This window comes from Vibrio sp. NFR, assembly GCF_027587095.1.
GTDB lineage: Bacteria > Pseudomonadota > Gammaproteobacteria > Enterobacterales > Vibrionaceae > Vibrio > Vibrio harveyi.
Genome location: NZ_JAPPTN010000005.1, coordinates 414,218 through 437,200, shown reverse-complemented (window position 1 = coordinate 437,200; position 22,983 = coordinate 414,218). Strand labels below are relative to the sequence as shown.

Below are 22,983 nucleotides of genomic sequence, written 5' to 3'. Positions count from 1 at the left end.
GCGCACTAATATGTCGCACACATTTAATTGTTATTTAAATTTTATTAAACAGTTGAATGTTAACCCTATACCTCCAACCTCTACTGTTTTTAGATGTGGCATTGAATGCCAGTTTGCACTATCTTTGATACTTCTTTATTTACTTACACACTCATCAATATTCATGAATACCGCCTTGTTAACTATGTTCATCCCTACCTTTTTCTTTGTATCCATTACACCTGGGATGTGTATGACGCTTGCCTTAACGTTAGGTATGAGTATCGGATATCGTCGCACCCTTTGGATGATGATTGGCGAACTGTTTGGTGTTGCTTTAGTTTCAATCTCTGCGGTGCTCGGTATCGCAGCCATCATGCTCACTTACCCTTGGCTCTTTACCGTACTAAAATTGATTGGCGGCGGTTATCTGCTTTATTTAGGGGTTGAGATGTGGCGCTCACGAGGCAAACTTGCCATTAATATTGATAGCATTGATGTTCCTACTAGCGGTAACTGGGATTTGGTTTTGCAAGGCTTTGTCACCGCAATTGCAAACCCGAAAGGCTGGGCGTTCATGATTTCACTTTTGCCGCCTTTTATTGATCAAACTGCGGCTCTTGCTCCTCAGCTCATCGTGCTTGTTTCTATTATTTTGATGTTCGAGTTCATTTGTATGTCTCTTTACGCAACGGGTGGTAAAGGATTGAAGCGATTGCTAGGTCAATCCAAAAATGTACGCTTAATGAACCGAATCGCTGGCACTTTGATGATGGGAGTGGGTATTTGGCTCTTAATGAGTTAGAAAAAGCAGTATTGATGAAACAGGTCTAGTGACGAAAAACAAGTTATGAAGAACATTTTAAGCAGGCTCAAACAATCCTTTGGTGAGGTGTTGGATTTTCAAGCCCGAGTATGGGTAGTGAACGTCTATGCTGGCGAACATAAAGGTGAGTCTTACGTGGTCAATGAGGACAGCTTTTCTGAACCGTTACAATGGATGAAAAAGAAGGGCTATAAAGGAGCAATGCTCACCAAAGTCGAGTCAATGAAGCGATCTCAGATCATCGAATTTGATTTAGGTTCAGTCAAGCATCGACTAATGCGCGTGAAGTAGCGTCCGATTCTATTTCTTTTCCCTTTTCCCTTTTCCCTTTTCCCTTTTCCCTTTTCCCTTTTCCCTTTTCCCTTTTCCCTTTTCCCTTTTCCCTTTTCCACAGATAAAAAAGCGCCACTCAGAAGAGTGGCGCAAGCACTTTTACCTTAAACACCAAGTATTATGGTGCAGTGTCGATCTCTACTGGTAGGTAGTGTTTTGGTTCTAGCTTCAACCATTCAGGAAGCACCGTACCAATCGAGATTGATGACCACGTACCAGACAGTACGCCAATGAACATTGCGGTAGAGAAACCTGCCAATGCAGAACCGCCCATAATCCACAACGCACCAACAGTGATTAAAGTAGTACCTGATGTCACCATAGTACGTGAGAATGTGGCCAATACCGCTTCATCGTTGATCTGTTCTGTTTTCCAATTTTGCTTCGCAACAAGCAGTTCACGAATACGGTCAGCGATGATGATCGAGTCATTAAGCGAGTACCCAAGAATCGCCAAAATCGCTGCAAACACCGTCAGGTTGAACTCCATTTGTGTAATCGCAAAGAAGCCCAATACTAAGATAACATCGTGCGCCAACGCGAATAGAGAACCACTTGCCAGACGCCATTCAAAGCGGAAACACAAGTAACCAAGAATCGTCAGTACCGATACTAATAATGCTAAGCCACCTTGGTCGAACAGGTCCTGACCCACTTGAGCACCCACGATGCTGTTACTTACTACATCTACTTGATGTGAAATAGGCTTAAGTACATCTGCAACATTAGGTAATGTATGACCTTCTGCCGGTGCTGAGTAACGAATAACCCAACGACCATCTTCGCCTGAACGGGTTACAGATGTTGATTCACCAAGCTTTGGTTGCAGCGCATTAAGCAAATCATGGTTAGTCAATTGTTTATCGACTTTCACTTCAGTAACCATACCACCAGTGAAATCGAGACCTAGGTTTAACCCTTTCATACCCAGAGCAACCAGAGCAATAATCGTCAACACAACCGATACAGCTGTCGTGAAGTAACGAATCTTACGGATATTTTGTTTTAGCATTTCGACCATGATTAAACCCTCACATCACGACGGGCATCGCGGCCCCAAATTAAATTGATCATTGCACGAGAAGCAAATACGCCAGTAAACATACTGGTCATCAGACCCAGACCTAGCGTCAGCGCAAAGCCTTGGATTGGACCGTTACCAATCGCGTATAGAATCACGGCAGTGATCATGGTTGTGATGTTGGCATCAAGGATAGTAGCGAACGCGCTGTCGAAGCCTAAGTCGATAGCTTGTGCAAAACTACGACCTTCACGCATCTTGTCCTTAATACGTTCGAAAATAATTACGTTGGTATCCACCGCCATACCGACAGTCAATACCAAGCCTGCGATACCAGGAAGTGTTAGCACGGCACCAGGAAGTAGTGCGATTAGACCAAGTAAGCAAAGCATGTTTGCACACAAAGCCACGTTCGCAACCCAACCAAGACGACGGTACCAAAGTGCCATAAATGTCAGTGTTAGACCCATACCAAGAGCAAGAGCAGCGAAACCGTTTTGGATGTTTTCTGCACCTAGAGAAGCACCAATTGTGCGTTCTTCAACAATCGTTACCGGAGCGGTCAATGAACCCGCACGTAGAAGCAAGGCAAGTTGCTGTGCTTCATCCATGCTACCCGCACCAGTAATGCGGAATTGGCTACCCAATTGAGACTGGATAGTTGCAACACTGATAACGCGCTCGCTACGCTCTGTCATACCACGTTCGTTAGTTTTGTACTCACGGTAGACTGTCGCCATTGGCTTGCCGATATGCGTTGCAGAGAAGTCACTCATCTTCTTACCACCAGCGTGGTCTAGAGAGATGTTTACTTCTGACATGCCCATTTTATCAACGCCCGCGCGCGCATTTACAATATGTTCACCCGTTAGTACTGGACGCTTAGCAAGAATCACTGTACGACCATCGTTGTCTTTCAGGACAAGGTCTTGGCTGCTACGCGCTTGACCTGCGTCTTTCACTTCGTAGAACGCAAGACTTGCTGTTGCGCCAATGACGTTTTTCGCTTGTGCAGGGTCTTGAACACCTGGTAGCTCGATACGAATGCTCTCTTTACCTTGGCGTTGTACCAACGCTTCAGTAATACCAAGCTCTTCGATACGACCACGCATGATCTTCAAGTTTTGTTGCAGTGTCGTTGTTTGGAATTCTTGGATGTTTTGTTCGCTTGGTTGAAGTTCAAAGCCACGATCTGAGCTTGTCATTGTCCAACCAGGGTAGTTTTGACGAATGAATTGGCTCGCCGCTTTTAACCCCGCTTCGTTTTCACTATTTACTGCGATGTGGTTATGCGCTTCAGCACGAACTTGAACGCCACGTACACGTTGCTCACGCAGGCTCGCTTTGATCTCATCAACCAATGCGTCGCGCTGTTCTTCAAACGCTTTATTTACATCTACATTCAATAGGAATTGAACGCCGCCACGAAGGTCAAGACCAAGCTTGATTGGGCTGAAACCCATCTCGTTTAACCATTCTGGGGCAACAGACACGTATGAGAACGTGATGCTGTCATCTTTGCCTAACTGATCGTTAAGCAATACACGAGCCTTACTTTGCGCATCTTCACCATCAAAAACAATGGTGGTCTTACCGTCTTTTTCAATGATTTTAGAGGCTGGAATATGGTGCGTTTTTAACAGCTGGTCGAGCTGAACCACTGACATCGCACTGTTGTTTTGGTCAGCAAACGTCACCTGAATAGAAGGCTGCTCACCAAACCAAGTTGGGATGGCGCTAAGGGTTAAGATAATAACCGTCGTAATTAAAACGACGTATTTCCATGCTGAATAGTGATTCAGCACTTTTCTGTTCTTTTGTGGTTTTGGTGTTTTCTTCATGTAAACATCATCCCTTCACTGCTCAGTGAAGTTTTATTTAGTTAGATTCAAGACACGACAAAACGCTCACCTGAACAACATACAGGTATGGAATGCCCAGAGCTTCAGTTACTCTGTTGAAGAATTGCCGTGTTAGAAATGCACAAAATGTGCAGAGTGATGGTGTTTAAGCAGAAAACTGACTATTGAGGGCGACGTACATCGCATTGGTTTCTTTCCAACCAGAAAGGCGGTGGTCGCTAACAAAGTGATTAAATGTCGATTGGCTTTGACGCCAGCTGATATCCATAAGGCTATAGGCATAGCCAGCATCAGCATAAAACGGGGCATTTAAATCGCCGATGAAATCAATGTGTTCATCGTCAATGTTCTCACGAAGGTGCGTTGTCCAACGTTGAGAATTAAAGATGGCAAACGAATCTTGGAAAGCATGACCTTCAGATACTGGAGATTGGGTGCTTTCCTCAGAGAGTTCTGAGAAATCAACTGGAGAGTTCGATGCAGAGTTGCTCGCCGTAAATGGCTGCAACTTAGAAAAGTGAGGTAAGTAGGATTTCTGTTCTGCTTGTGCAGCCGACGCCTGCATTGGCGATAAAGCCATTGCAAGAAGCAGCAAAAACAGTTTTCTAACGTAAATCCAAGGCATGGTAGCTCACTTAAAACAAAACGAGCCGAGTTCTTCAACTCAGCTCGGTGATAGTATTCCTATTGCTTATACTTAACAACTAAAAAGTTATAAATCTCTGTTTCCAACCGTGGAACGCAGTTGCCAGCAAGCCTTAAGCGGTATTCATCGATAAAATATTTCACCTTTATCGACATCCAAATAGATTTTGTTTTCTTGTTCCAAGCCACCGCAGTAGATGAAGTAAACATTGCGGGTTTTGTAAGTGACAGAACGCACCCACCCACCTAATTCTTCAAAATCACTTGGGTCGCAAGTCTCATCATCGAGCAGTTGCTGCGTTTTGTTACGAAACATATCGAGATGCGTTTTTAAATCGTCTGATTTTTGCAAATACCCATCAAGGATCTCCAAGCGCTCTTGCTCTTTGATGACAGGTTCTGAGTCTGATAATCCTTTTGAGTCTACCCACTCAGCGGTCTCTTCCCCACCCTCTTCATACACAATGTAATCCGTCAAGCGGAACCAGCCATTAGATTTCTCCAAAACCGATACCTTCTCACCTTTATACAGCGCATCAATAATCAACGCCTGATGATCTGGCTTATTGTAAACATCGATCCGGCGCTCAATCACATAGTACTCGGTGATCTCAGGTGCGGGCGCCTCAAGATCCATAATCGGTTTGGGTTTTTCTGCAGGTTCGGCTGGTTTCTCTGGCTCTTTTTCCTGTTCAGCGACAGGGTCGTCTTGCTGCATAAAGAAGAAGTAATACCCTGCGCCCGCTCCCCCTAACAAGAGCAAGACAACTATTAAGATCAAGGCTTTCTTCATATTCCGTTCCTTTTTCATTCCTTACGCAGTAAGCACCGTCACACTAACTATACTGATAGAGAGTGCATAACGGACGCAAAAACTAATCAACGAGAAAGCTAATTAGTGTGAAAACAATGATGAATAAGTTCAAATGGATATTGCTACTGCTTCCACTTCCTGCTTACGCAAGCATTCAGTGTGACCACGCATCATGGAATGACAATCTTACCCAATTCAACCGTTTAGAGTCCAATTACAATAGATACGTTGAGACATTCAATACGCTGCTCACTGAACACAAACAAAGACAACTGCTCTCTCAGACCTTCTCCCTACGTGAACTTACCTTGTTGTGGCAGGCACAAACTAACCAACGAGCTTTTCAAAGTCAGCTTAAGGCGTCGATTCAATATCGCGAAGAACTCACCAGTAAAGCGCGAGAGTTAGAGAAACTCAGCATTGAGTCAAATTGGATGGCAAACGGATGGCAAAAACTCGCAAGTAAATGTGAAATTTCTGATGCCACAGCCAACCAAATTAGCGCCGAATGGTATCAAACAAACGCTTCCCAACTCGCTAAAGATTATACGCAACTGGCAACACAATACCTTGGTTTAGCGCAGCTGTACGATAAAGAAGCCAATGCATTAAAATACGTGCAAAATGAATCTGACTAAGTCTGTTCATATTGGGATTGTTCCCTTTATTGAAATTGAGCAATTAATAGGCAAACAGGTCAATTTATAGAGAGGTACGTCACAATAACGCTTTACTTACGAGCAGATTTTGGGTAGTTTACCCATTAACAAAATTTAATATAAAGTCACATTTGGCTGGAGATGATGCTAAACCAATGGTTATCAATCGATTAAGTAACAGGGATTGTCCTAATGCTACCAAAGCCAAGTTTTTGTCAGTAGTTAGGCATGTTAAAGAGTTCGGTTCAATCAGTGATTTGGACCTATGTAAAATCTTCGGAGAAACAATTTGGAGTGATGGGAGGGAATACCATTCAGCTGCTTTCTCTTTTAGGGTTGATAGACACACAGGTAACTGTGAGATCTCAAAATACAAATACCAATAAGGCTTAAAAGACTATTCGAACGGAGACAGGAAACTGTCTCCGTTTTTTATTGTCGGTTATTTTGGCATCACGATAGTAAAATCATGATCGGAATAACCTTCAATTAAGTAACTTCTCTCACTCAGCAGCTTGCAATAACGCAGTACACCATCTTTGTTGTGAGACTCTAACATCCGCATGCTGGGTAACTTAGCCTCATCCAACAGATTAAACACACAAGCAATACTCGCAGTCTGATACATTTTCTCAATCATCTCGATTGTATGATTTGGGTTGGCAGATTGGTAATTGAGCGAGCCAGATGCAAATACATAGTGCGCTTTCGGCAAAATCAAGTTAGAGAAATCGCCCCGGATAAACTGCGTATCAGTAATGAAATGACGCTTGCGAGATTCCACGATAAACCGCTTTTGTTGATCAATGCCGATATAATGACTGGGGCTATTGCCTTTTTGTTCTATATACGCCAACAAATCTCCATATCCACAACCAATATCAAGAATACTTTTGCCATTAAGGTCTAAATCCCGACATAAGGCTTCAAAGCGTGTGACTTGGCTGAAAGTGTCTTGCCACCCCAGCGTCCTGGCTCTGTCTTCGCCAAATTGTTTGTGTCTTTTTCGGTGATAATGTGCGATGCGTAATCTGTCGAGCCACTTCATGATTGCTTTGTTTGTTGGGTTTGTGAATAACCGTATTTATGAGTATACCCAGTAACTTCAAGATGCAGAATTCTGAGCATTGTCATTGATTCGAGGTCAAGGAAAACAACGCCGCGTCTACAAGACAAATCGTTCTCGAAGAACCTAGCATCTCGAGGTTACTTAGGTATAAATCGGTAAGTTACCATTTCCTTTCACTTGGCGAATCGCTAAGTGCGTATGAATATCTTTGACGTTTTCAAGGATCTGGAGTTTTCGCGTAAAAGCTTCATAGCCAGTGAGATCTCTACTCACCACTTCTAATAGATAATCGTACGCCCCAGAAACAACATGGCAGGAGATCACTTCTTCCATTTCGCTTACCGCTTGCTCAAATTCATCTATTGAACTGGCTTGGTGATTATTAAGGCTTACTTCAACGAATACCGTCATTGCAATTCCCGCTTCTTCGCGAGAAACCATTGCGCGGTAACCACTGATCACGCCTTCTTGTTCCAAGCGTTTAATTCTTCGCGCACAAGGGGAAGCGGAAAGCCCCACTCTATCTGCCAGTTCGCTTGTTGTCATTGTGGCGTCTTGCTGGATCAAATCCAATAACTGTCGGTCAATTTTATCCATCTTGCCTTCCTTGCCAGATTTCGCCATGATTTTTTAATTCCATGCCGAAATTTACTAAGTTCTAACTGTATTAAGTCATATTTTGCCACCATTGAGCGTCACTTTCATTCGATAATTAACACATTATTTACAAATAAACGGAACCTCCCATGGCATTAGGATACGCCGCAATAATCACAACGCTCTTTCTTTGGTCTGGTTTCTTTCTATCGCTACGTGGAGGCGCAATTTCAGCCCTTCAACCTGCTGATATTGCCTTAACTCGCTTTGTCATTCCGGCGTTGGTGTTACTTCCTTTCGTCCTCAAATCCATGGATAAAGTACGCGCAGTACCGAACAAATATCTTATCGGTATCGTCATCGGAAGCGGACTCCCTTACTTGCTCGTTGCTGGTACCGCTATGCACTTTGCCCCAGTCGCCCATGGCAGTGCTCTGATACCTGGCACTTTGCCTCTGTTTGTCTCTGCGATTGCGGTCATTTGTTACCAGCAACCTCTTAGCCAACATCGTATGGTCGGTTTGTCTGCTGTCTTACTTGGGATTATGGTGTTCCTGCTGTCCAATCTCGGTGAAGAATACAACTGGGCACAATTAAAAGGGCACTTACTGTTTCTAGTCGGCAGCTTAATGTGGGCGGTATTTACCATCAGTGCTCGCGTTGCAAATTTAAGTGCTTATGTTTGCGCTGGGTTTGTTTCAGTCATTTCGTTTGCATTGCTGATTGTCGCTGTAGGTTTCGGTTGGTTGGATAGTTATTTAGCCATCACACCTATCACTGATTGGCCATGGAAAGAGCTTGTTGGTCATCTCGTATTACAAGGTATCGGAGCAGGTCTATTAGCATCTTTCACTTTTCTTTACGCAATCAGAACCATTGGAGCGGAAGCCAGCGCCGCATTCGGATCTCTCACACCAGTATTGGCAACCTTACTCGCAATGCCAGTGTTTAATGAGCAGCCTGATACCCTTACATGGTGTGCTTTAATATTGGTGACTTGCGGTAGTATCGTGGCGAGTAATATCCTGATGAAACAAGACCCTAGTCAGAAATATCAGCCACCTGTTCACAGATAACAATAAAATTGCATAACTTTTTACAGGCACCTATTGAAAGCCAAAATAGCGTTTTGATAACCTGTTGCGATAATAAATTAAACGTCAGATGTTATGCCTTCAACTCATACAAAAGATGAACTGCATAAATTCCTAAAAACAGGGATGCGAATCTCGGTAAATTTCGAGTTCGGTCAGGAAGAAAAGTACATTTACGCTGCTACTTATTTAGGGCTTAAAGAAAACGCTTATATCATTCTCGACATACCCGCTCGGTTATTAGAAGAGCAAGCGCTAAGAAAACTCACCAATGTGGACGTTGTTATCCGTGGTGTGTCAGATACAGATCTGGGGCATGTGATTGCTTTTAAGACCAGTGTGCTGATGAACTTGGTCCGACCGTCTCCGTTATTGTTTGTACGGATTCCTGCCACCTTCGCGACGAAGCCTGTACGTGAGCATGAGCGTTATAAATTGCAATTAGACTGTGCAATAGACCACACTGGCAATAAATATGATGGCAGTTTGGTCGACTTCTCTCTTTCTGGCTGTGGAATTTCGACGTTGGTTGAACCCGAGTTTGAAATCGGTGAGCGAATTACGATTGAATCCCCTTTAAGTGGCTATATCGACGAAGAAAACCACTGCTCAGTTGCCAATATTAAGAAGCTACCAAAAGGTTGGATTATAGGCGTGAAATTTGAGGTACCGCTTGATATGTCCGAAGAATTGAAGAATGAGTTACTAGAGCATTCTTTTTCAGCCAGCACGATTTAGGCTGCATAAGGTTCTCAACCGTAAAGAACTAAAAAGGGAGCATCATGCTCCCTTTGCTATTTCTGCATTACGTCCGTTCTAGCAAAAATCTTTGCTTAAAATCGACAAACGCTTCATGTAATGCGTTTTCTTTGATTGGCTTGAGCAAGACATAATTCGCCCCTGCCGCCATAAATGCATCACTAGTTTCTTTAGCTGTATCAGCCGTACAGGCATAAATAGGCGTACCAAGTCGCAAGTTCTGACGGATCTCATGAGTTGTTTCAATACCACCAAGATGCGGTAATTGATTGTCCATCAAGATAAGGTCATAAGTATTGTCCGCGAGAAACTCCATCGCTTCTAATCCATCTTTTGCCCAATCAACCTGCATTTTGTACTTCTTGCAGAACGCCTGAAGAATAAAGGCATTGGTGTGATTGTCCTCCACCAGCAACACTTTCAAACTCTCATCAAACAAAGCTTCAGGCTTAACGCGTTGACTGACTTCTAACGGTCGGAATACACGCTCACGGTCTTTTACCGGCAATGTCACAACGAAAGTTGTGCCCATCCCTTTACTACTACGAACCTGAACATCGCCTTCCAACATATCGACAAGATTCTTAACGATGGTTAAGCCTAAACCACTGCCACCGTATTCTCGTGTTGTTGTTGCTTCTTCTTGTACAAACGGTTCGAACATTTGGTCTAACTTGTCCGACTCAATCCCGATCCCCGTATCAGTAATTTCAACAACCAATACACTGTTCTCTGCACCATAAAATTGCTCAAGCTCGGCATGGATCCGGATAGAGCCCGACGGAGTAAACTTGGCGGAGTTACTAACAAGGTTAAACAGAATTTGGTTGAGTCGAACTTGATCCGTAAAGATTTCGACATTCGGATCCAGTTTGTTTTCGATAACCAGTTCAACCCCTTTATTTGTACAGATTGGACGATAGATATTTTCCAATGTGCGAATCGTATCGGAGAATGAGAACGGGTGCTTCTGAATATTAAACTTACCTTGCTCTATCTTGGAGAAATCCAAAATATCATTCAGTACGGCAAGTAAGTGCTCACCACTGTGGCACAGAACATCAATTTGGTTCTTCTGCTCTTGAGTTTCTACCGTGTCTTTAAGCAATTGCGCAACACCTAAGATACCGTTAATTGGAGTACGGATCTCATGACTCATCTTCGCAAGGAAATCAGCTCTAGCTTGTGCAGACTTCTCTGCTTCTCTACGTGCGATATTACTTTGCTTTTCCGCTTCAATCAGAGTCGTAATGTCTTGCCCTTGCACAATGATGCCACTGATATCACCATCGACACGAATTGGTGATAGGTTCCAACGGTAAATCTTATTCCCAATTGGAACGTTGACGCCTGTTAACGTCGCACCTTGCGCTGCCATCTTCAGGTGAGGTGTCAATTTATCTTTGAAGCCTTGGAAGACAGGATGCATGGTTTCATTGTCATCTTCGATAACGAGCTCTTTGCGTGCTGCAGGGTTCATTTGGATAAGAACACTTTCCTCAGACCACACCATAATCGGTGATAACGCGAAGTTAAACAGGTCTCGGAATGACTTCTTCTGCGCCTCTAGTTCCTCAAAAGTACTTTCAAGAGTAGAGCCAATATGATCGAACTCTTCGATATCCGAACCATCAAAGCGCTCAAAGCCCTTTTCCTCACGCGCGGAACGAGTGTAGGACATCAGAGACTCCAACTGCGCCGCTACCTTACTCTCGATCCATTCTTTAGTGAGCAACGCAATCATGATCATACCGATGATAGAAGCCAACATTGCTAGGATATGTTGGATCTGTAACGTAACAACGCTTTGGTTATCCTGCACAGTAAGCAAGCATAACTCTGTCGTCACGGCATTCACTTCTATTGGAGTTTGAATCACTAGAAGTTTGTCGAGCCTTCTTTCTGAACCTTTGCGCTGCAAAATATCCGCAACATTGTATGGCTCGTCACCAATTAAGGAGTTAGCTAAAGGGACGTTATTCGCCACAAGGACCACATTGTCGACATTACTTTCGCTTTTTAGCTTCTCCATCAAAGCGAAGTTGTTATCAAGCACTACAACATTAAAAGAGAAGCCAAGCACTTCACCTGTCGCAGGATCCAACACTGGCACGCGACGCGTCAGCATATGTCTAGAACCAATAGAGGTCATCACATTAATGTAATACCAGTTATTACTAAAGGTGACGCGGTTCGCCAAACTGTCGAGGATAAGATCATTCACACCATAGAAATGTGCATTACCATCATCCCAAATGATGCCCTTATGATCGGTCAGAAAGCGAAACTCTGGCGTGTGCGATGGGTCACTTTGATCGATACTGAGAAAGAAAAAGTTAAGTGCATCAGTGTCGCGATTGGTGTAAAAGTCACGAATCACTTCACTTTTTGAGTTGCTGTCATGATGTATTTGAATCGCCGCAAAGTGACTATCAAATATATTGTGGATCAATGCAGAGGTTTGTTGCTTCGTTCTGTCGACTTCTTGCCAAATGATCTGTTTAGAGAAGTAATAGCTCTGAATAAAAATCCCTAGAATGATCGGAGCAAGAACAAGAATGATGATCTTTGTTATGAGCGTCGCCAGTGAGCGACGCTTCTTTATGTTTGATCGAGTTATTGTCATCAATTATCTGAATATCTAAATGCACGCTTCTTCAGCGTTTCGATTCTTTCCGGTGAATCAGCTTTGGTAACAATTTCAAAATCACCGGAATATACGGTTGGGACAGGTTTTCCTTCCAAATCCCACTTAATGGCTTCTGCCATGGCGATACCAGTATCATCATTCATACGCATAACAGTGATATCTAAGTCGCCTTTCTGAATAGCGTCAAGCTCTGCTGAACCACCGCCCCAACCGTTGATCATAACATCACTTCGCCCTAAATCTGCTAACGCCTCAACAGCGCCTAACGCAACATCAGTCGAGCACGCATAAATAAAATCAACATCTGGGTGCTTTTCTAAACTTGCTTTTGCAGCATCATATCCCGACTGCTTTGTTGCTTTAGTGTAGTACGCTGATTGTAGTTCAAAGTTATTATCACGGTTAACCTGATGAATAAACGTGTCACCTCTCACATCACTAATGTACCCTTCCGAGAAATAGAGCACACTGTAATAGGTGTGCTTCGGAAAGTACTTTCCGAATTCTGTCGCTAATTCACGGCTGCCTTCCGCGTGATCAAATCCGACATATAAAAACGGTTGATGTTTATCCCATTCACGCACTGGTGTCGTGATATTTTGTAAGATCAATTTGGTGTTTGTTGAATCAAGAACGTGTTCAACAAATTTGCGGTGTCTGGTTGTATCTAACGTAAAAATCAAATAATCGGATTTGCTCTTCAGCGCTTCCATTAACGACAAGCTTTGCTGCTTAATATCCGCATTAGGGCGTGTGAAAACTTGGTTGATCTGATAGTTGATATTTAGCTTGTCCAAGCGCTTTTCAAATGCCGCAATGTTTCTTACCCAGTAATCAGATACTTGCTGCCCCGGATAAACCACGGATATTTTAAGCGGACGCTTTTTGTTTTTAGAGAATGGTACAGGACGTTCACGAACGGCTTCTGCTAAAGCATTAGTGAGTTTTCGCTGCTGCGGGAATTCATCCAAGAACTCTTGATAACCCCAGTAGCCATTGAGCACTTGCGTTGCATGTGAAACAGGAGAGAAACCGACCATAGAAATCAGGGAAAATAGTAACGCTTTTTTCATCTGTTGCTCTTTTAGTTTTTTATGGAGCATGGAACTGCTCTATTTTATTACCTAGCCGAGTCATCCTTTACCCTATAATTCTGATATCCATAAATTGCCCGCTTCTATATAAATTTTTTTGATATTAAGCCTAGCAGGGCATCAATGTATTATGTGTTACTGTCGCCTGAAATGATACCCATAATAGACAAAAATAAACCGCCATTTGAAGGCGGTTTGCTCTCTAATACGCATAGTGTTAATTCAAATTGCCCAACATTGAACTAGCAGCACATATTTGTACTTTTTAACTGATTAGAAGTTGTACAGCTCAATATTGGTCGAAAATGTCACTTGCGAAAATCATTGATTAATTGGAACACTTCACTCGTGTTTGAAATGCAAGGACATGTTTTTCATCGATACAAATTTCAGCATCTTCGCTGACTAAGAGCTCTTTCTTAGCTTTAGTCAGTTGCTTGATAAAGTATTCCGCTTTCATCGCGACGCTTTTGCTTTCAAAAGAAGAGAACCATTCCAAGGTTAATGGTCCCTTCCCTTTCAGTGCTTTTGCACCTTTCCCGCTCTGATGCTGTTTGAAGCGTCGGTCCACATCATTCGTTACACCACAATACAGCGCATTACGGTTATTACGGATTAGATAGACGCTCCAATTTTGCTCGGCAGTCTCACTCATGAAAGCAGAGATTCAACCTGTTCTTTTAATGCGGTCAGCTCTGCACGAAGTTCTGCCACTTCTTGTTCTAACTGGCTAATGCGCTCAGAACCGGCTGATGATGGCGCCGCACTTGCCACAGCCAACTCATTGATGTCTACCTCACCACAAAATAGATGCATGTAACGTGATTCACGCTTGCCCGCCTCACGAGGCAGTTTAACCACAAGAGGTCCTTTCTCTTCGCTTGCAAGGTGCTCAAGAACGTTTTCAACTTCCTTTACATCATTAAATGTTGCTAGGCGATTAGTGCGCGTGCGAATTTCGCCAGGGGTTTGAGCACCACGAAGCAGCATGCAACATACGATGCCTTTCTCTTGCTCGGTAAGTTGTAGGTCGCCAAACTCGGTATTACAGAATCGGTGTTGGTATTTGCTGACACGGCTATTGAAACCACTTTCATCACTGACAAGACGACGCTCGATGAGTGCATCAACCGCGTCTAGTACGTCTGCTTCAGACAATGACATGACAGGTTCGCGGTTGCTTTTTTGATTACATGCGTTCGTCAGCGCGTTAAGGCTTAGAGGGTATTGGTCGGGGGTGGTGACTTCTTTTTCGATTAAGCAGCCAATTACTCGTGCTTCAATTGCCGTTAGCTCAACTTTCATAATGCATTTCCTTATTATTGTTGCATTTGAATTTGGGTATCAGGCTAAAGCATAGCGCATGGACCTGACACCCTTTGCGAATCGGGTTAGGTCTTAATGCTCTGATAGAATCGACACTTTGGTCATTTTTCCATTCTCGTCAATCATCATTATCTTCGAACGATTAAGTTCGACTTCAGTGATTTCGAGTTGCGTTCTAGCAGCCACATACGCTGCTTTGAGTTTGGTAGCCAAAGAATCGTCTTGGTTATCGACCTCTTGGCTTTCGACTTGCTCCGCAATAGTCCCAGAGTTCATTTCGAGCTTCATATTTTTGTATTGAATGAAGTTGATGATATAGCGAAGGCTCCACCATGACAACGAGTCCCTTCACTCAAGTGAGCAACATTCACGCTTTTAGCACTCGATTGTTAATGCCACATCAGAATTGATGGATAAATGTCCAACCCAGCATGACGTTTGATCTAAAGACTGTTATGCCACGAGATGTTGTGCTTTAATCGAATCAGATATTCACAAATTAGGAAAGGGAACCATGAGTAGCGTATTTGAAATCGTGAACCAAGCTCGTCGTAAAAACAAACTAAAACGTGAGCTGCTTGATAACGAGAAAAAAGTTCGTGACAACCGTAAACGTGTAGACCTACTAGAAAACCTTCTAGACTACATCAAACCAGAAATGTCTCACGACGAAATCGTTGCAATCATCAAGAACATGAAAGCAGACTACGAAGACCGCGTTGACGATCACATCATCAAGAGTGCAGAAATTTCTAAAGCACGTCGTGACATCAGCCGTCGTATTCGCGAACTGACTGAAGAAGACAAACAAACTAGCGGCAAAAAATAAGCCCAAATAGTTGTAGAATTTAACCCCGAGCAGGGATAACTTGCTCGGGGTTTCTTTTTGTAACTTACAAAACCAGTGTGTACAATAACACCAATTCTTGTTCCCAAAACACCCAATTTCTCTATGTCTTCTACTTCTTCTAGCGTGCAACCAACGTTAGCAAAACAACTTTTCACTATGACCTGGCCAATGCTGTTTGGCGTATTGTCATTGATGAGCTTCCAACTTGTCGACAGTGCCTTCATTGGGCAACTGGGCGTTTTACCACTTGCGGCACAAGGCTTCACTTTACCATTACAAATGGTGGTTATTGGCATTCAAGTTGGTTTGGGTATTGCCACTACCGCAGTGATATCGAAAGCACTAGGAGCAAACGACACCCACTACGCAAAGCAATTAGGTGGGTTAGTCCTCATGATTGGCTCTGTCGGCGTAGCTGTACTTGGTTTGATCATTTGGTTATTGCGTTACCCTATTCTCTCTTTATTAAGCGCACCAGAAACCGTCATGCCAATTATCGACAGCTACTGGCCATGGTGGTTGCTAAGCTCATGGACGGGTGCTGTGCTGTACTTCTATTACAGTATTTGTCGTTCTAATGGTAATACCATGCTGCCAGGCACTATGATGATGGTCACCAGTGTAGTGAACTTAGTGCTCGATCCACTATTCATTTTCACCTTTGATTTAGGCATCAACGGTGCCGCTATCGCTACGATAATCGCGTTCGGGTTTGGCATTTTGGTTGTGGCGCCTCGCGTACAAAAAAATCACTGGGCGACGTTCCAATGGCAAGAGCTGGATGTTGTGAAAAGCGTTCGCTCCATCGGTCACATTATGGGACCGGCAATGATCAGCCAATTATTACCACCACTCTCTTCTATGCTGGCGACGAAGCTATTGGCAGGCTTTGGTACCGCAGCGGTAGCATCATGGGCGTTAGGCTCTCGTTATGAGTTTTTTGCTATTGTTTCTGTACTTGCACTGACGATGTCAATGCCGCCGATGGTTGGTCGTCTACTAGGAGCAAAAAACTACACCGACATTCAGTCTCTCATCTCGATTGCGGTTAAGTTCATACTTGGTTTCCAATTGCTGATTGCTGTGATTACGTTTATCGCTGCAGACCCACTGGCATTATTGATGACCAGCGACGCGCAAGTCACCCATGTACTTGAAATGCACTTGATGATTGTACCTATCAGTTTGGGCTCGCTTGGTGTGTGTATGTTGATGGTTTCGATCTGTAACGCCCTTGGTAAGTCCTACACGGCTCTGACCATTTCGGCACTGCGCCTATTTTTGTTCTTCCTTCCGTGTTTGTGGGTCGGTGCGCAATTGGGTGGGATTCAAGGGCTACTTATTGGCGCGTGTTTGGGTAATATCTTAGCTGGTATCGCGGCTTACTTAACCTATAGAAAAACGATTCGTAAGCTCACAGAAGCGCATGCTGCCGCTTAAATAAGCAAGAAAAACGAAAGCCCTCGCATTGAGGGCTTTATGGTTTTTATACACTGGGGTCTGTTGATCTTTCGCGGTTAAATTTCACTCAGATGGGAACACCTAGCCGAACCCTTTAGGCAGCGTTTGTAAAGAAAGGCGTTAGCCTAGCGCCACTTTATCCGCTGGGAACACAACGCCAGTCTGTCTTCTCACCTCAGTGAGCACTTTAGCAACGATAAGTGAGCGCTGCTTCATTTGAGGATCAATCGAGCCAACTTTGAGTTGCTTTGCAAATGCGTGCGCTTCGTAGAACATGTGGTTCTCTTCTTGAGGCAATGTTAGTACTTGTTTACTCTCACCTCGCAAAATGCGCTCAACACCACGTCCTGTGGCAATCATATCTACCAACACACTGCCCTGTTCACCTTGGAATTCACTTGGTATTAGCGAATCGCTTACCTTGGAATGTAATAGGTTCACGTTAAAGCCGTCATACGCCAACGTCACACTGCCACAACCATCGACGCCAGAAGGCAAAATGTGAGCACTTGCTTCTATGCTGTTAGGCTCGCCAAACAACTCAATCGCGGAGCCAACACAGTAGTAACCGATGTCCATAATCGAACCGTTAGAAAATTCTGGATTGAATGTATTTGGATTCTCACCATTTAAATATTTCTGATATCGGGAAGAATACTGACAATAACTGATCGTGGCATGACGAAGAGGGGCGATCGCTGGTAGGCTGTCTTTTAGCACTTGAAAATTCGGCGTATATGGTGACATGAAAGCTTCGAACAACACGACGTTATTTTCTTCAGCGGTCTTAAACATCGCCTGAGCAAGAGGATAGTTTGAAGCCATCGGCTTTTCGCAAATCACGTGCTTACCCGCTTTAAGCATTTGCATTGCCTGAGGAGCATGCAGTGAATTTGGACTCGCTATGTAAACGGCATCGATATCGTTATCAGCCCCTAATGCTTCTAAGCTATCGTAATAAGATTGCGCATTATAAGGCTTGCCAAATTCGCACGCTTTCTCAACATCACGTGAATACACAGCTTGAAGACAAAATTCTTTGGTCTGGAGCGCAGCTTCAACAAATTGTTGAGAGATCCAGTTCGTCCCGATCACAGCAAGTTTGAACATGTTACTTCCTTTTCTTTATCGTTCTAGAAGCCGTAAGGAGTTCGGCTCGCAGACACGATTTAAGCAAGCTTTAGTTCATTAAACAACTCAAACAGTTGATTCGACTTGTAAGGTTTCGGTAAGTAAGCATCCATTCCCGCAGCAAAGCAGTTTTGAATATCTTCTTCGAGCACACTCGCTGTCAAAGCAATAATGGTGATCTTCCCACTTCCTACTTCTTTCTCCCAGCGGCGAATTTCTTTTGTTGCGGTCAAACCATCCATAACTGGCATCATGCAATCCATAAGAATTGCATCAAACTTCTCCCCCTTAGTGATGGCTTCTAATGCCTCTTGCCCATTGCTGGCAATCAGATAATCGTATCCCGCCTTATCTAAGAAAAAGCTGGCTATCTTTTGGTTCATCAAGTTATCTTCAGCAATCAAAATGCGACGATGTGTACGTGACTGGTTGATATTATGAACCACTGCCGAATGTGTGACATGGTAACTTTGAGTATTTTGTTCAATGTGTGCGAGTTCATCAATGGCATGCCTAAAGCGGTTACCTAAAAAAGGTAAAGTCAGCACAGAATGAATACGCTCAGAATTGGTGTAAGTAGAGATCAAATGATGTTGGCAAACAATGATTCGGCTAATATCAACCGTACGCGCTAACTCGTCTATTACAGAATCCAACGCCACTCTGCCATCATGACAATAAAAGATCACTTCCAGCCCCTTTGTAGAAGTCGGTAAATCCTTAATGCTACTTACCTCTGAAAGCTGAATACCAGCTAAACGACACTCTTTCATAATTTGATCGGCATACGCGTAGTTATCTCCAATTAGAATACCGTTACGAATGGTTTCTGAGCGCCAACCTACGGTCGGCAACACTTCCACTTCAATTGAGAACTCAAAACTGGTTCCCACTCCTTTTGAAGACGTCGCGGTTAACTTGCCGCCCATCATAGCCACCAGTTGACGACAAATGGCCAAGCCTAGTCCTGTCCCTCCAAACTGACGTGATATACCTTCGTCTTCTTGAGTGAAAGGCTCGAAGATGGAATCAAGCTTGTCCTTTTCTATACCTACACCGGTGTCAGATACTCGAAAAGTCAAAAATACGCTCTTTTGTGTGGTGGATTCTTGGTAGTCAACATCCACATTGATGCAGCCCTTCTCTGTGAACTTCACCGCGTTCGATACCAAGTTCATGACGATTTGCTTGATTCGATGGTCATCAACCTTGATGCGCGCAGGAATACGCTCATCTAAATTGATATTCAGTTCTAATTGCTTGGACGTGGCTTTGGACTGGAACAAAATCATCGATTGGTACACGACTTCACGAATATCTGTTTCGATAAGAGAAAGCTGTAAATGACCTGATTCAATCTTAGATAGATCAAGGATGTCATTAAGTAACGTGAGCAAGGTATGCGACGAGGTATCAATATCGGTTAAGACTTCTTTTTGATGATCTGAAAGTTCGCTTTGTGACAGGATCTCTGTCATCCCGATAATCCCGTTCAAAGGAGTTCGAATTTCATGAGACATGCTTGCAAGAAAGACCGACTTTGCGCGGTTTGCCGAAATAGCAGATTCTTTGGTTTGCAAAATCTCTTCTGTTTGTCGGTTTTGCTCCTCCATCATTCGATTAACTTGTTGTGCAAAGATCGTGAACTCATCATTGCCATCAACCACCACCTTCTCCCCCTTTACATGTTCATGGATTAAGGTGTTAAGCGAATGAATAATCGAGTCCAATTTACTATGCACACGATACCAAGTACCAAAGCCTAACCAACATAACAGGATGATGATGACCATCACGCCCGAGGTCATGAGCGTAATGCTCTGCTTTTGCGAACTGACTTGGACCAATAATGCGCTTTCAACCTGTTGCGTGAAACCTGCGGTCATGACTTGCAAACGTTGAACACGGTGGTCAAGATCTCGTAAATAAGTCACATAGTCAGATTGGGACATCTCTCCTGCCAATAAACGTCCTCGGGCTTCGATACTCGACAAATAACGAGGAGACGTATACAAACTAAGGAGCTTTTCTACCTGCTCATTTGATGCACCTAACTTTAAGAATCCTTCCAGGCTTTGCTGTTGGCGCTCAATGGCTTGAAAGAACATGTTTTGATTCGGTTGGCTATCAGGCTGTAGCACCAACCGATACGTCAACCAAGCTTCTTTTTGCGTCCAGTAAGAAAGTTGAGCAAGATAAGCGATGAAATCTTGCATCCAATGCGCTTCATCACTATCAAACAAGTGATTATGTTGAACCAGTGATTGAGACATTTCTTGCAACAGGCGAAACGACCAATCTCCGGCATCCACACTGTCTCTCAAGTCACCAGAGATCAAATCTAACATCGCTCGCTTAAGGTCATCAGAATACTCGGCAGTATAACTGTTCTGTATAAACTTCTCGTAGATAGAAAGTGCTCTATCACGTTGTACTTTCACTTCAATTGGTAAAGGCTGCTCTTCTCCATATCGATGACGCTCCTTCTCCATGTCATAGACAAAATGAGACGCTTCGGAAATCAGTTTCAAGCCTTGAATATTACTGACCGTTTGATTGAGTTGGTCGACTCTTTGAGAGTTAACGACAAATTGGTGAACGGCAAACACAGAAATAACCACCGCGGGTAACAGTGCGAGTAGAGCTAAACGTAATTTTATAGAAAGTTTTATCATCCGTTTGCCCGTGTTAGGAAAAGGCTCTCGAATTAATACTAGACCACTTTCATAGATTGAATATGAACTTGTATGAAGTGTTTTATCGGCAACTTAATCGGTCTGAACTGCCCAAACGGCTAAAAACAACACTCATTACCCTTCTATACATTGAGGTCATAAGAAGGAAAAATGTGATTGCTTGCAAAATTTTGCTGCATCATTTTTAAACAGATTTAGTTAAACCAACTCATACCATGGGCGAACTTAAAGATACCGCCTAAAATGGCGAAAAACGTTTACCATTTAAGTGTTAAAGATTATCCATATCACATTATTTAAAAGGAAGTTCACCTTGTTACATATACTCACTTTGAGATGAACCTTTATTGTCGCGAAATAAGTTTTATAGATAGGAAAAGTCAATCCCTATAAAACACCGCTTTAGTCACATTAATAAGCCAAAAAATGAATCATACCCCACACTTTTAACTGGATTTATTTTTCCTAGCAGAATAAGACCTCCACCCGTACAATCCGCACACATAATTATTACAACCCAATTACAAAACACCCTCACTTCACGCTCTACCGTTGAGGTAACAGCAGAAAGTAAGGTCAGCCCCCAAAACGTGAAAGGTCCAAAACAACAATGAGTCCAGAGAAATATCTCCAAGACTGGCAAACTAGCCAAACGATTGCTGAATCTATTTCCCCTCTTATTGGTAAGTTATATCGTCAAAAAGGAATCGAAGTGGTTCTGTTTGGTAAAACACTTATCAACGCAACAACCATCGACATTCTCAAAACTCACCGTATTGCAAGACGTTACACCGGAAGCCCTCTTTCTCTTGAACAAACCATGCCAATCATCCAAGCGCTGTGCGAAATGAGCATCTCGTCTTGTCGTGTTGATGTTGGTCAGCTTGCTGGTATGTACTGGAAAGATCACGAAGATACTGCCGCACTTAGCGACTTTTTACACACAGCACTTCAAGGTGCTCGTGATGCCGACTCTTCTCTAGCAGCTCGTGACGTGGTTCTTTATGGCTTCGGTCGTATCGGTCGCCTATTGACTCGCCTGCTGATTGAAAAGAGTGGTCCGGGTTACCCGCTTCGTCTGCGTGCAATTGTTGTGCGTGGCGGAAAGAAAGGCGATCTAGAAAAACGTGCTAGCTTGCTACGTCGTGACTCTGTTCATGGACAATTCAACGGTAGTATCGTGATTGATGAAGAGCGTAAAGCGCTGATCGTGAACGGTAACTACATTCAAATCATTTACGCTAACAGCCCAAGTGATGTGGACTACTCGGTTTATGGTATCAACAACGCACTTGTTGTTGATAACACAGGTGTTTGGCGTGATGCCGAAGGTCTAAGCCAACACGTAGCATGTAACGGTGCAGAAAAAGTACTGCTTACTGCACCAGGTAAAGGCGACATCAAGAACGTCGTATTTGGTGTGAATGAATCTGTGATTCAAGAAGATGACACTATCATCTCCGCAGCGAGCTGTACGACTAACGCTATCACTCCGGTTCTTAAAGCCCTGAACGACAAGTACGGTGTGCTTTCTGGACACATTGAGACCGTTCACTCTTACACCAACGATCAAAACCTAATCGACAACTTCCACTCAGGCGATCGCCGTGGTCGTAGTGCTTCATTGAACATGGTTCTTACGTCAACAGGCGCAGCGAAAGCGGTAGCAAAAGCACTTCCAGAACTTGCAGGTAAGCTTACAGGCAACGCAATTCGTGTACCGACTCCGAACGTATCAATGGCTGTTGCAAACCTTAACTTGGGTGAAGATGTAGACCGTGATTCGCTGAACGAATACCTACGTGAAATGGCATTAAACTCTGAGCTTTCTGCGCAAATCGATTACACAGATTCGACAGAAATCGTATCAAGCGATCTAGTTGGCTCTCGCCACGCAGGTGTGGTCGACGGTCAAGCAACCATCGCTCAAGACAAGCGCTGTGTACTGTACATCTGGTACGACAACGAATTTGGTTACAGCTGCCAAGTTGTACACTGTATGGAACAAATGATGGGTGTTCGTTACCAAACATTCCCTCGATAAGGTGAACCTTGCTCCACAACGTTAACCACAATGTGTATCGAGCAATACCCCAGCATTTGTTTTAAATAATAAG

22 protein-coding genes are annotated in these 22,983 nt (G+C 43.5%); 9 read left to right on the top strand and 13 right to left on the bottom strand.

The features are described 5' to 3' along the window. The first annotated feature begins 163 nt into the window (after positions 1–163). Both OH463_RS12805 and OH463_RS12800 read left to right on the top strand, forming a co-directional pair. Positions 164–784 carry a LysE family translocator gene (locus OH463_RS12805; RefSeq protein WP_269991418.1) on the top strand — a complete coding sequence of 207 codons (621 nt, stop codon included), beginning with the start codon at positions 164–166 and terminating at the stop codon, positions 782–784. Positions 785–829: 45 nt separating this feature from the next. Next, the gene (locus OH463_RS12800) at positions 830–1,096 is read left to right on the top strand and encodes a hypothetical protein (protein WP_005453604.1); all 267 of its coding nucleotides are present in this window, start codon (positions 830–832) and stop codon (positions 1,094–1,096) included. Between the two features lie 160 nt (positions 1,097–1,256). Here OH463_RS12800 and secF read toward each other — a convergent pair whose 3' ends face one another. From secF to OH463_RS12780, 4 genes are all read right to left on the bottom strand, one after another. Continuing rightward, the gene (gene secF / locus OH463_RS12795; RefSeq protein WP_005453603.1) at positions 1,257–2,159 is read right to left on the bottom strand and encodes a protein translocase subunit SecF; all 903 of its coding nucleotides are present in this window, start codon (positions 2,157–2,159) and stop codon (positions 1,257–1,259) included. Positions 2,160–2,161: 2 nt separating this feature from the next. Next, entirely contained in the window at positions 2,162–4,000 is a 1,839-nt protein-coding gene (secD, locus tag OH463_RS12790; RefSeq protein WP_009696225.1) for a protein translocase subunit SecD, read from the bottom strand. A 166-nt stretch (positions 4,001–4,166) separates the two neighbouring features. Further along, positions 4,167–4,646, bottom strand: coding sequence for a hypothetical protein (locus OH463_RS12785; protein WP_009696226.1), 480 nt, complete (start codon positions 4,644–4,646; stop codon positions 4,167–4,169). 144 nt (positions 4,647–4,790) lie between these two features. Further along, a complete protein-coding gene (locus OH463_RS12780; RefSeq protein WP_047515337.1) occupies positions 4,791–5,459 on the bottom strand; it encodes an SH3 domain-containing protein in 669 nt (222 codons plus the stop codon). A 116-nt stretch (positions 5,460–5,575) separates the two neighbouring features. Here OH463_RS12780 and OH463_RS12775 point away from each other — a divergent pair, with 116 nt between their 5' ends. Both OH463_RS12775 and OH463_RS26275 read left to right on the top strand, forming a co-directional pair. Further along, complete coding sequence (locus OH463_RS12775) at positions 5,576–6,118, top strand: hypothetical protein (protein WP_017188730.1); 543 nt, start codon at positions 5,576–5,578, stop codon at positions 6,116–6,118. A 176-nt stretch (positions 6,119–6,294) separates the two neighbouring features. Then, positions 6,295–6,525: a hypothetical protein gene (locus OH463_RS26275; protein WP_074051703.1), complete on the top strand. Its 231-nt coding sequence runs from the start codon at positions 6,295–6,297 to the stop codon at positions 6,523–6,525. Positions 6,526–6,581: 56 nt separating this feature from the next. Here OH463_RS26275 and OH463_RS12770 read toward each other — a convergent pair whose 3' ends face one another. Both OH463_RS12770 and OH463_RS12765 read right to left on the bottom strand, forming a co-directional pair. Next, complete coding sequence (locus OH463_RS12770) at positions 6,582–7,187, bottom strand: class I SAM-dependent methyltransferase (protein ID WP_005453590.1); 606 nt, start codon at positions 7,185–7,187, stop codon at positions 6,582–6,584. Positions 7,188–7,349: 162 nt separating this feature from the next. Continuing rightward, a complete protein-coding gene (locus tag OH463_RS12765; RefSeq protein ID WP_269991399.1) occupies positions 7,350–7,805 on the bottom strand; it encodes an Lrp/AsnC family transcriptional regulator in 456 nt (151 codons plus the stop codon). Between the two features lie 149 nt (positions 7,806–7,954). On the opposite strand from OH463_RS12765, the gene OH463_RS12760 reads away from it, so the two are divergent. Then, a complete protein-coding gene (locus tag OH463_RS12760) occupies positions 7,955–8,881 on the top strand; it encodes a DMT family transporter (protein WP_269991397.1) in 927 nt (308 codons plus the stop codon). A 93-nt stretch (positions 8,882–8,974) separates the two neighbouring features. Continuing rightward, positions 8,975–9,637 (top strand): PilZ domain-containing protein, encoded by a 663-nt coding sequence (locus OH463_RS12755; RefSeq protein WP_047515332.1) that lies wholly within the window; start codon positions 8,975–8,977, stop codon positions 9,635–9,637. Positions 9,638–9,704: 67 nt separating this feature from the next. On the opposite strand, the gene luxQ is transcribed toward OH463_RS12755, so the two are convergent. From luxQ to OH463_RS12730, 5 genes are all read right to left on the bottom strand, one after another. After that, positions 9,705–12,284, bottom strand: coding sequence for a quorum-sensing autoinducer 2 sensor kinase/phosphatase LuxQ (gene luxQ / locus OH463_RS12750; RefSeq protein WP_005453581.1), 2,580 nt, complete (start codon positions 12,282–12,284; stop codon positions 9,705–9,707). Beyond that, a complete protein-coding gene (locus OH463_RS12745; protein ID WP_005453580.1) occupies positions 12,284–13,381 on the bottom strand; it encodes an autoinducer 2-binding periplasmic protein LuxP in 1,098 nt (365 codons plus the stop codon). Before OH463_RS12745 ends, luxQ begins: the two co-directional genes overlap by 1 nt. 349 nt (positions 13,382–13,730) lie before the next feature. After that, entirely contained in the window at positions 13,731–14,057 is a 327-nt protein-coding gene (locus tag OH463_RS12740) for a GIY-YIG nuclease family protein (protein WP_017188723.1), read from the bottom strand. After that, positions 14,054–14,707: a YceH family protein gene (locus OH463_RS12735; RefSeq protein ID WP_269991395.1), complete on the bottom strand. Its 654-nt coding sequence runs from the start codon at positions 14,705–14,707 to the stop codon at positions 14,054–14,056. The genes OH463_RS12740 and OH463_RS12735 overlap by 4 nt, the downstream gene beginning before the upstream one ends. A gap of 93 nt (positions 14,708–14,800) precedes the next feature. Beyond that, positions 14,801–15,004, bottom strand: coding sequence for a hypothetical protein (locus tag OH463_RS12730; protein WP_009696233.1), 204 nt, complete (start codon positions 15,002–15,004; stop codon positions 14,801–14,803). A 238-nt stretch (positions 15,005–15,242) separates the two neighbouring features. Here OH463_RS12730 and OH463_RS12725 point away from each other — a divergent pair, with 238 nt between their 5' ends. Continuing rightward, positions 15,243–15,557 (top strand): DUF496 family protein, encoded by a 315-nt coding sequence (locus tag OH463_RS12725; protein ID WP_005453573.1) that lies wholly within the window; start codon positions 15,243–15,245, stop codon positions 15,555–15,557. A gap of 123 nt (positions 15,558–15,680) precedes the next feature. Then, positions 15,681–17,018 carry an MATE family efflux transporter gene (locus tag OH463_RS12720; protein ID WP_005453572.1) on the top strand — a complete coding sequence of 446 codons (1,338 nt, stop codon included), beginning with the start codon at positions 15,681–15,683 and terminating at the stop codon, positions 17,016–17,018. A 141-nt stretch (positions 17,019–17,159) separates the two neighbouring features. On the opposite strand, the gene OH463_RS12715 is transcribed toward OH463_RS12720, so the two are convergent. After that, the gene (locus tag OH463_RS12715) at positions 17,160–18,149 is read right to left on the bottom strand and encodes a Gfo/Idh/MocA family protein (RefSeq protein WP_269991393.1); all 990 of its coding nucleotides are present in this window, start codon (positions 18,147–18,149) and stop codon (positions 17,160–17,162) included. Between the two features lie 59 nt (positions 18,150–18,208). Beyond that, entirely contained in the window at positions 18,209–20,845 is a 2,637-nt protein-coding gene (locus OH463_RS12710) for a hybrid sensor histidine kinase/response regulator (RefSeq protein WP_045489887.1), read from the bottom strand. A gap of 631 nt (positions 20,846–21,476) precedes the next feature. On the opposite strand from OH463_RS12710, the gene OH463_RS12705 reads away from it, so the two are divergent. Then, a complete protein-coding gene (locus OH463_RS12705; RefSeq protein ID WP_005433296.1) occupies positions 21,477–22,910 on the top strand; it encodes a glyceraldehyde-3-phosphate dehydrogenase in 1,434 nt (477 codons plus the stop codon). Positions 22,911–22,983 lie beyond the last annotated feature (73 nt).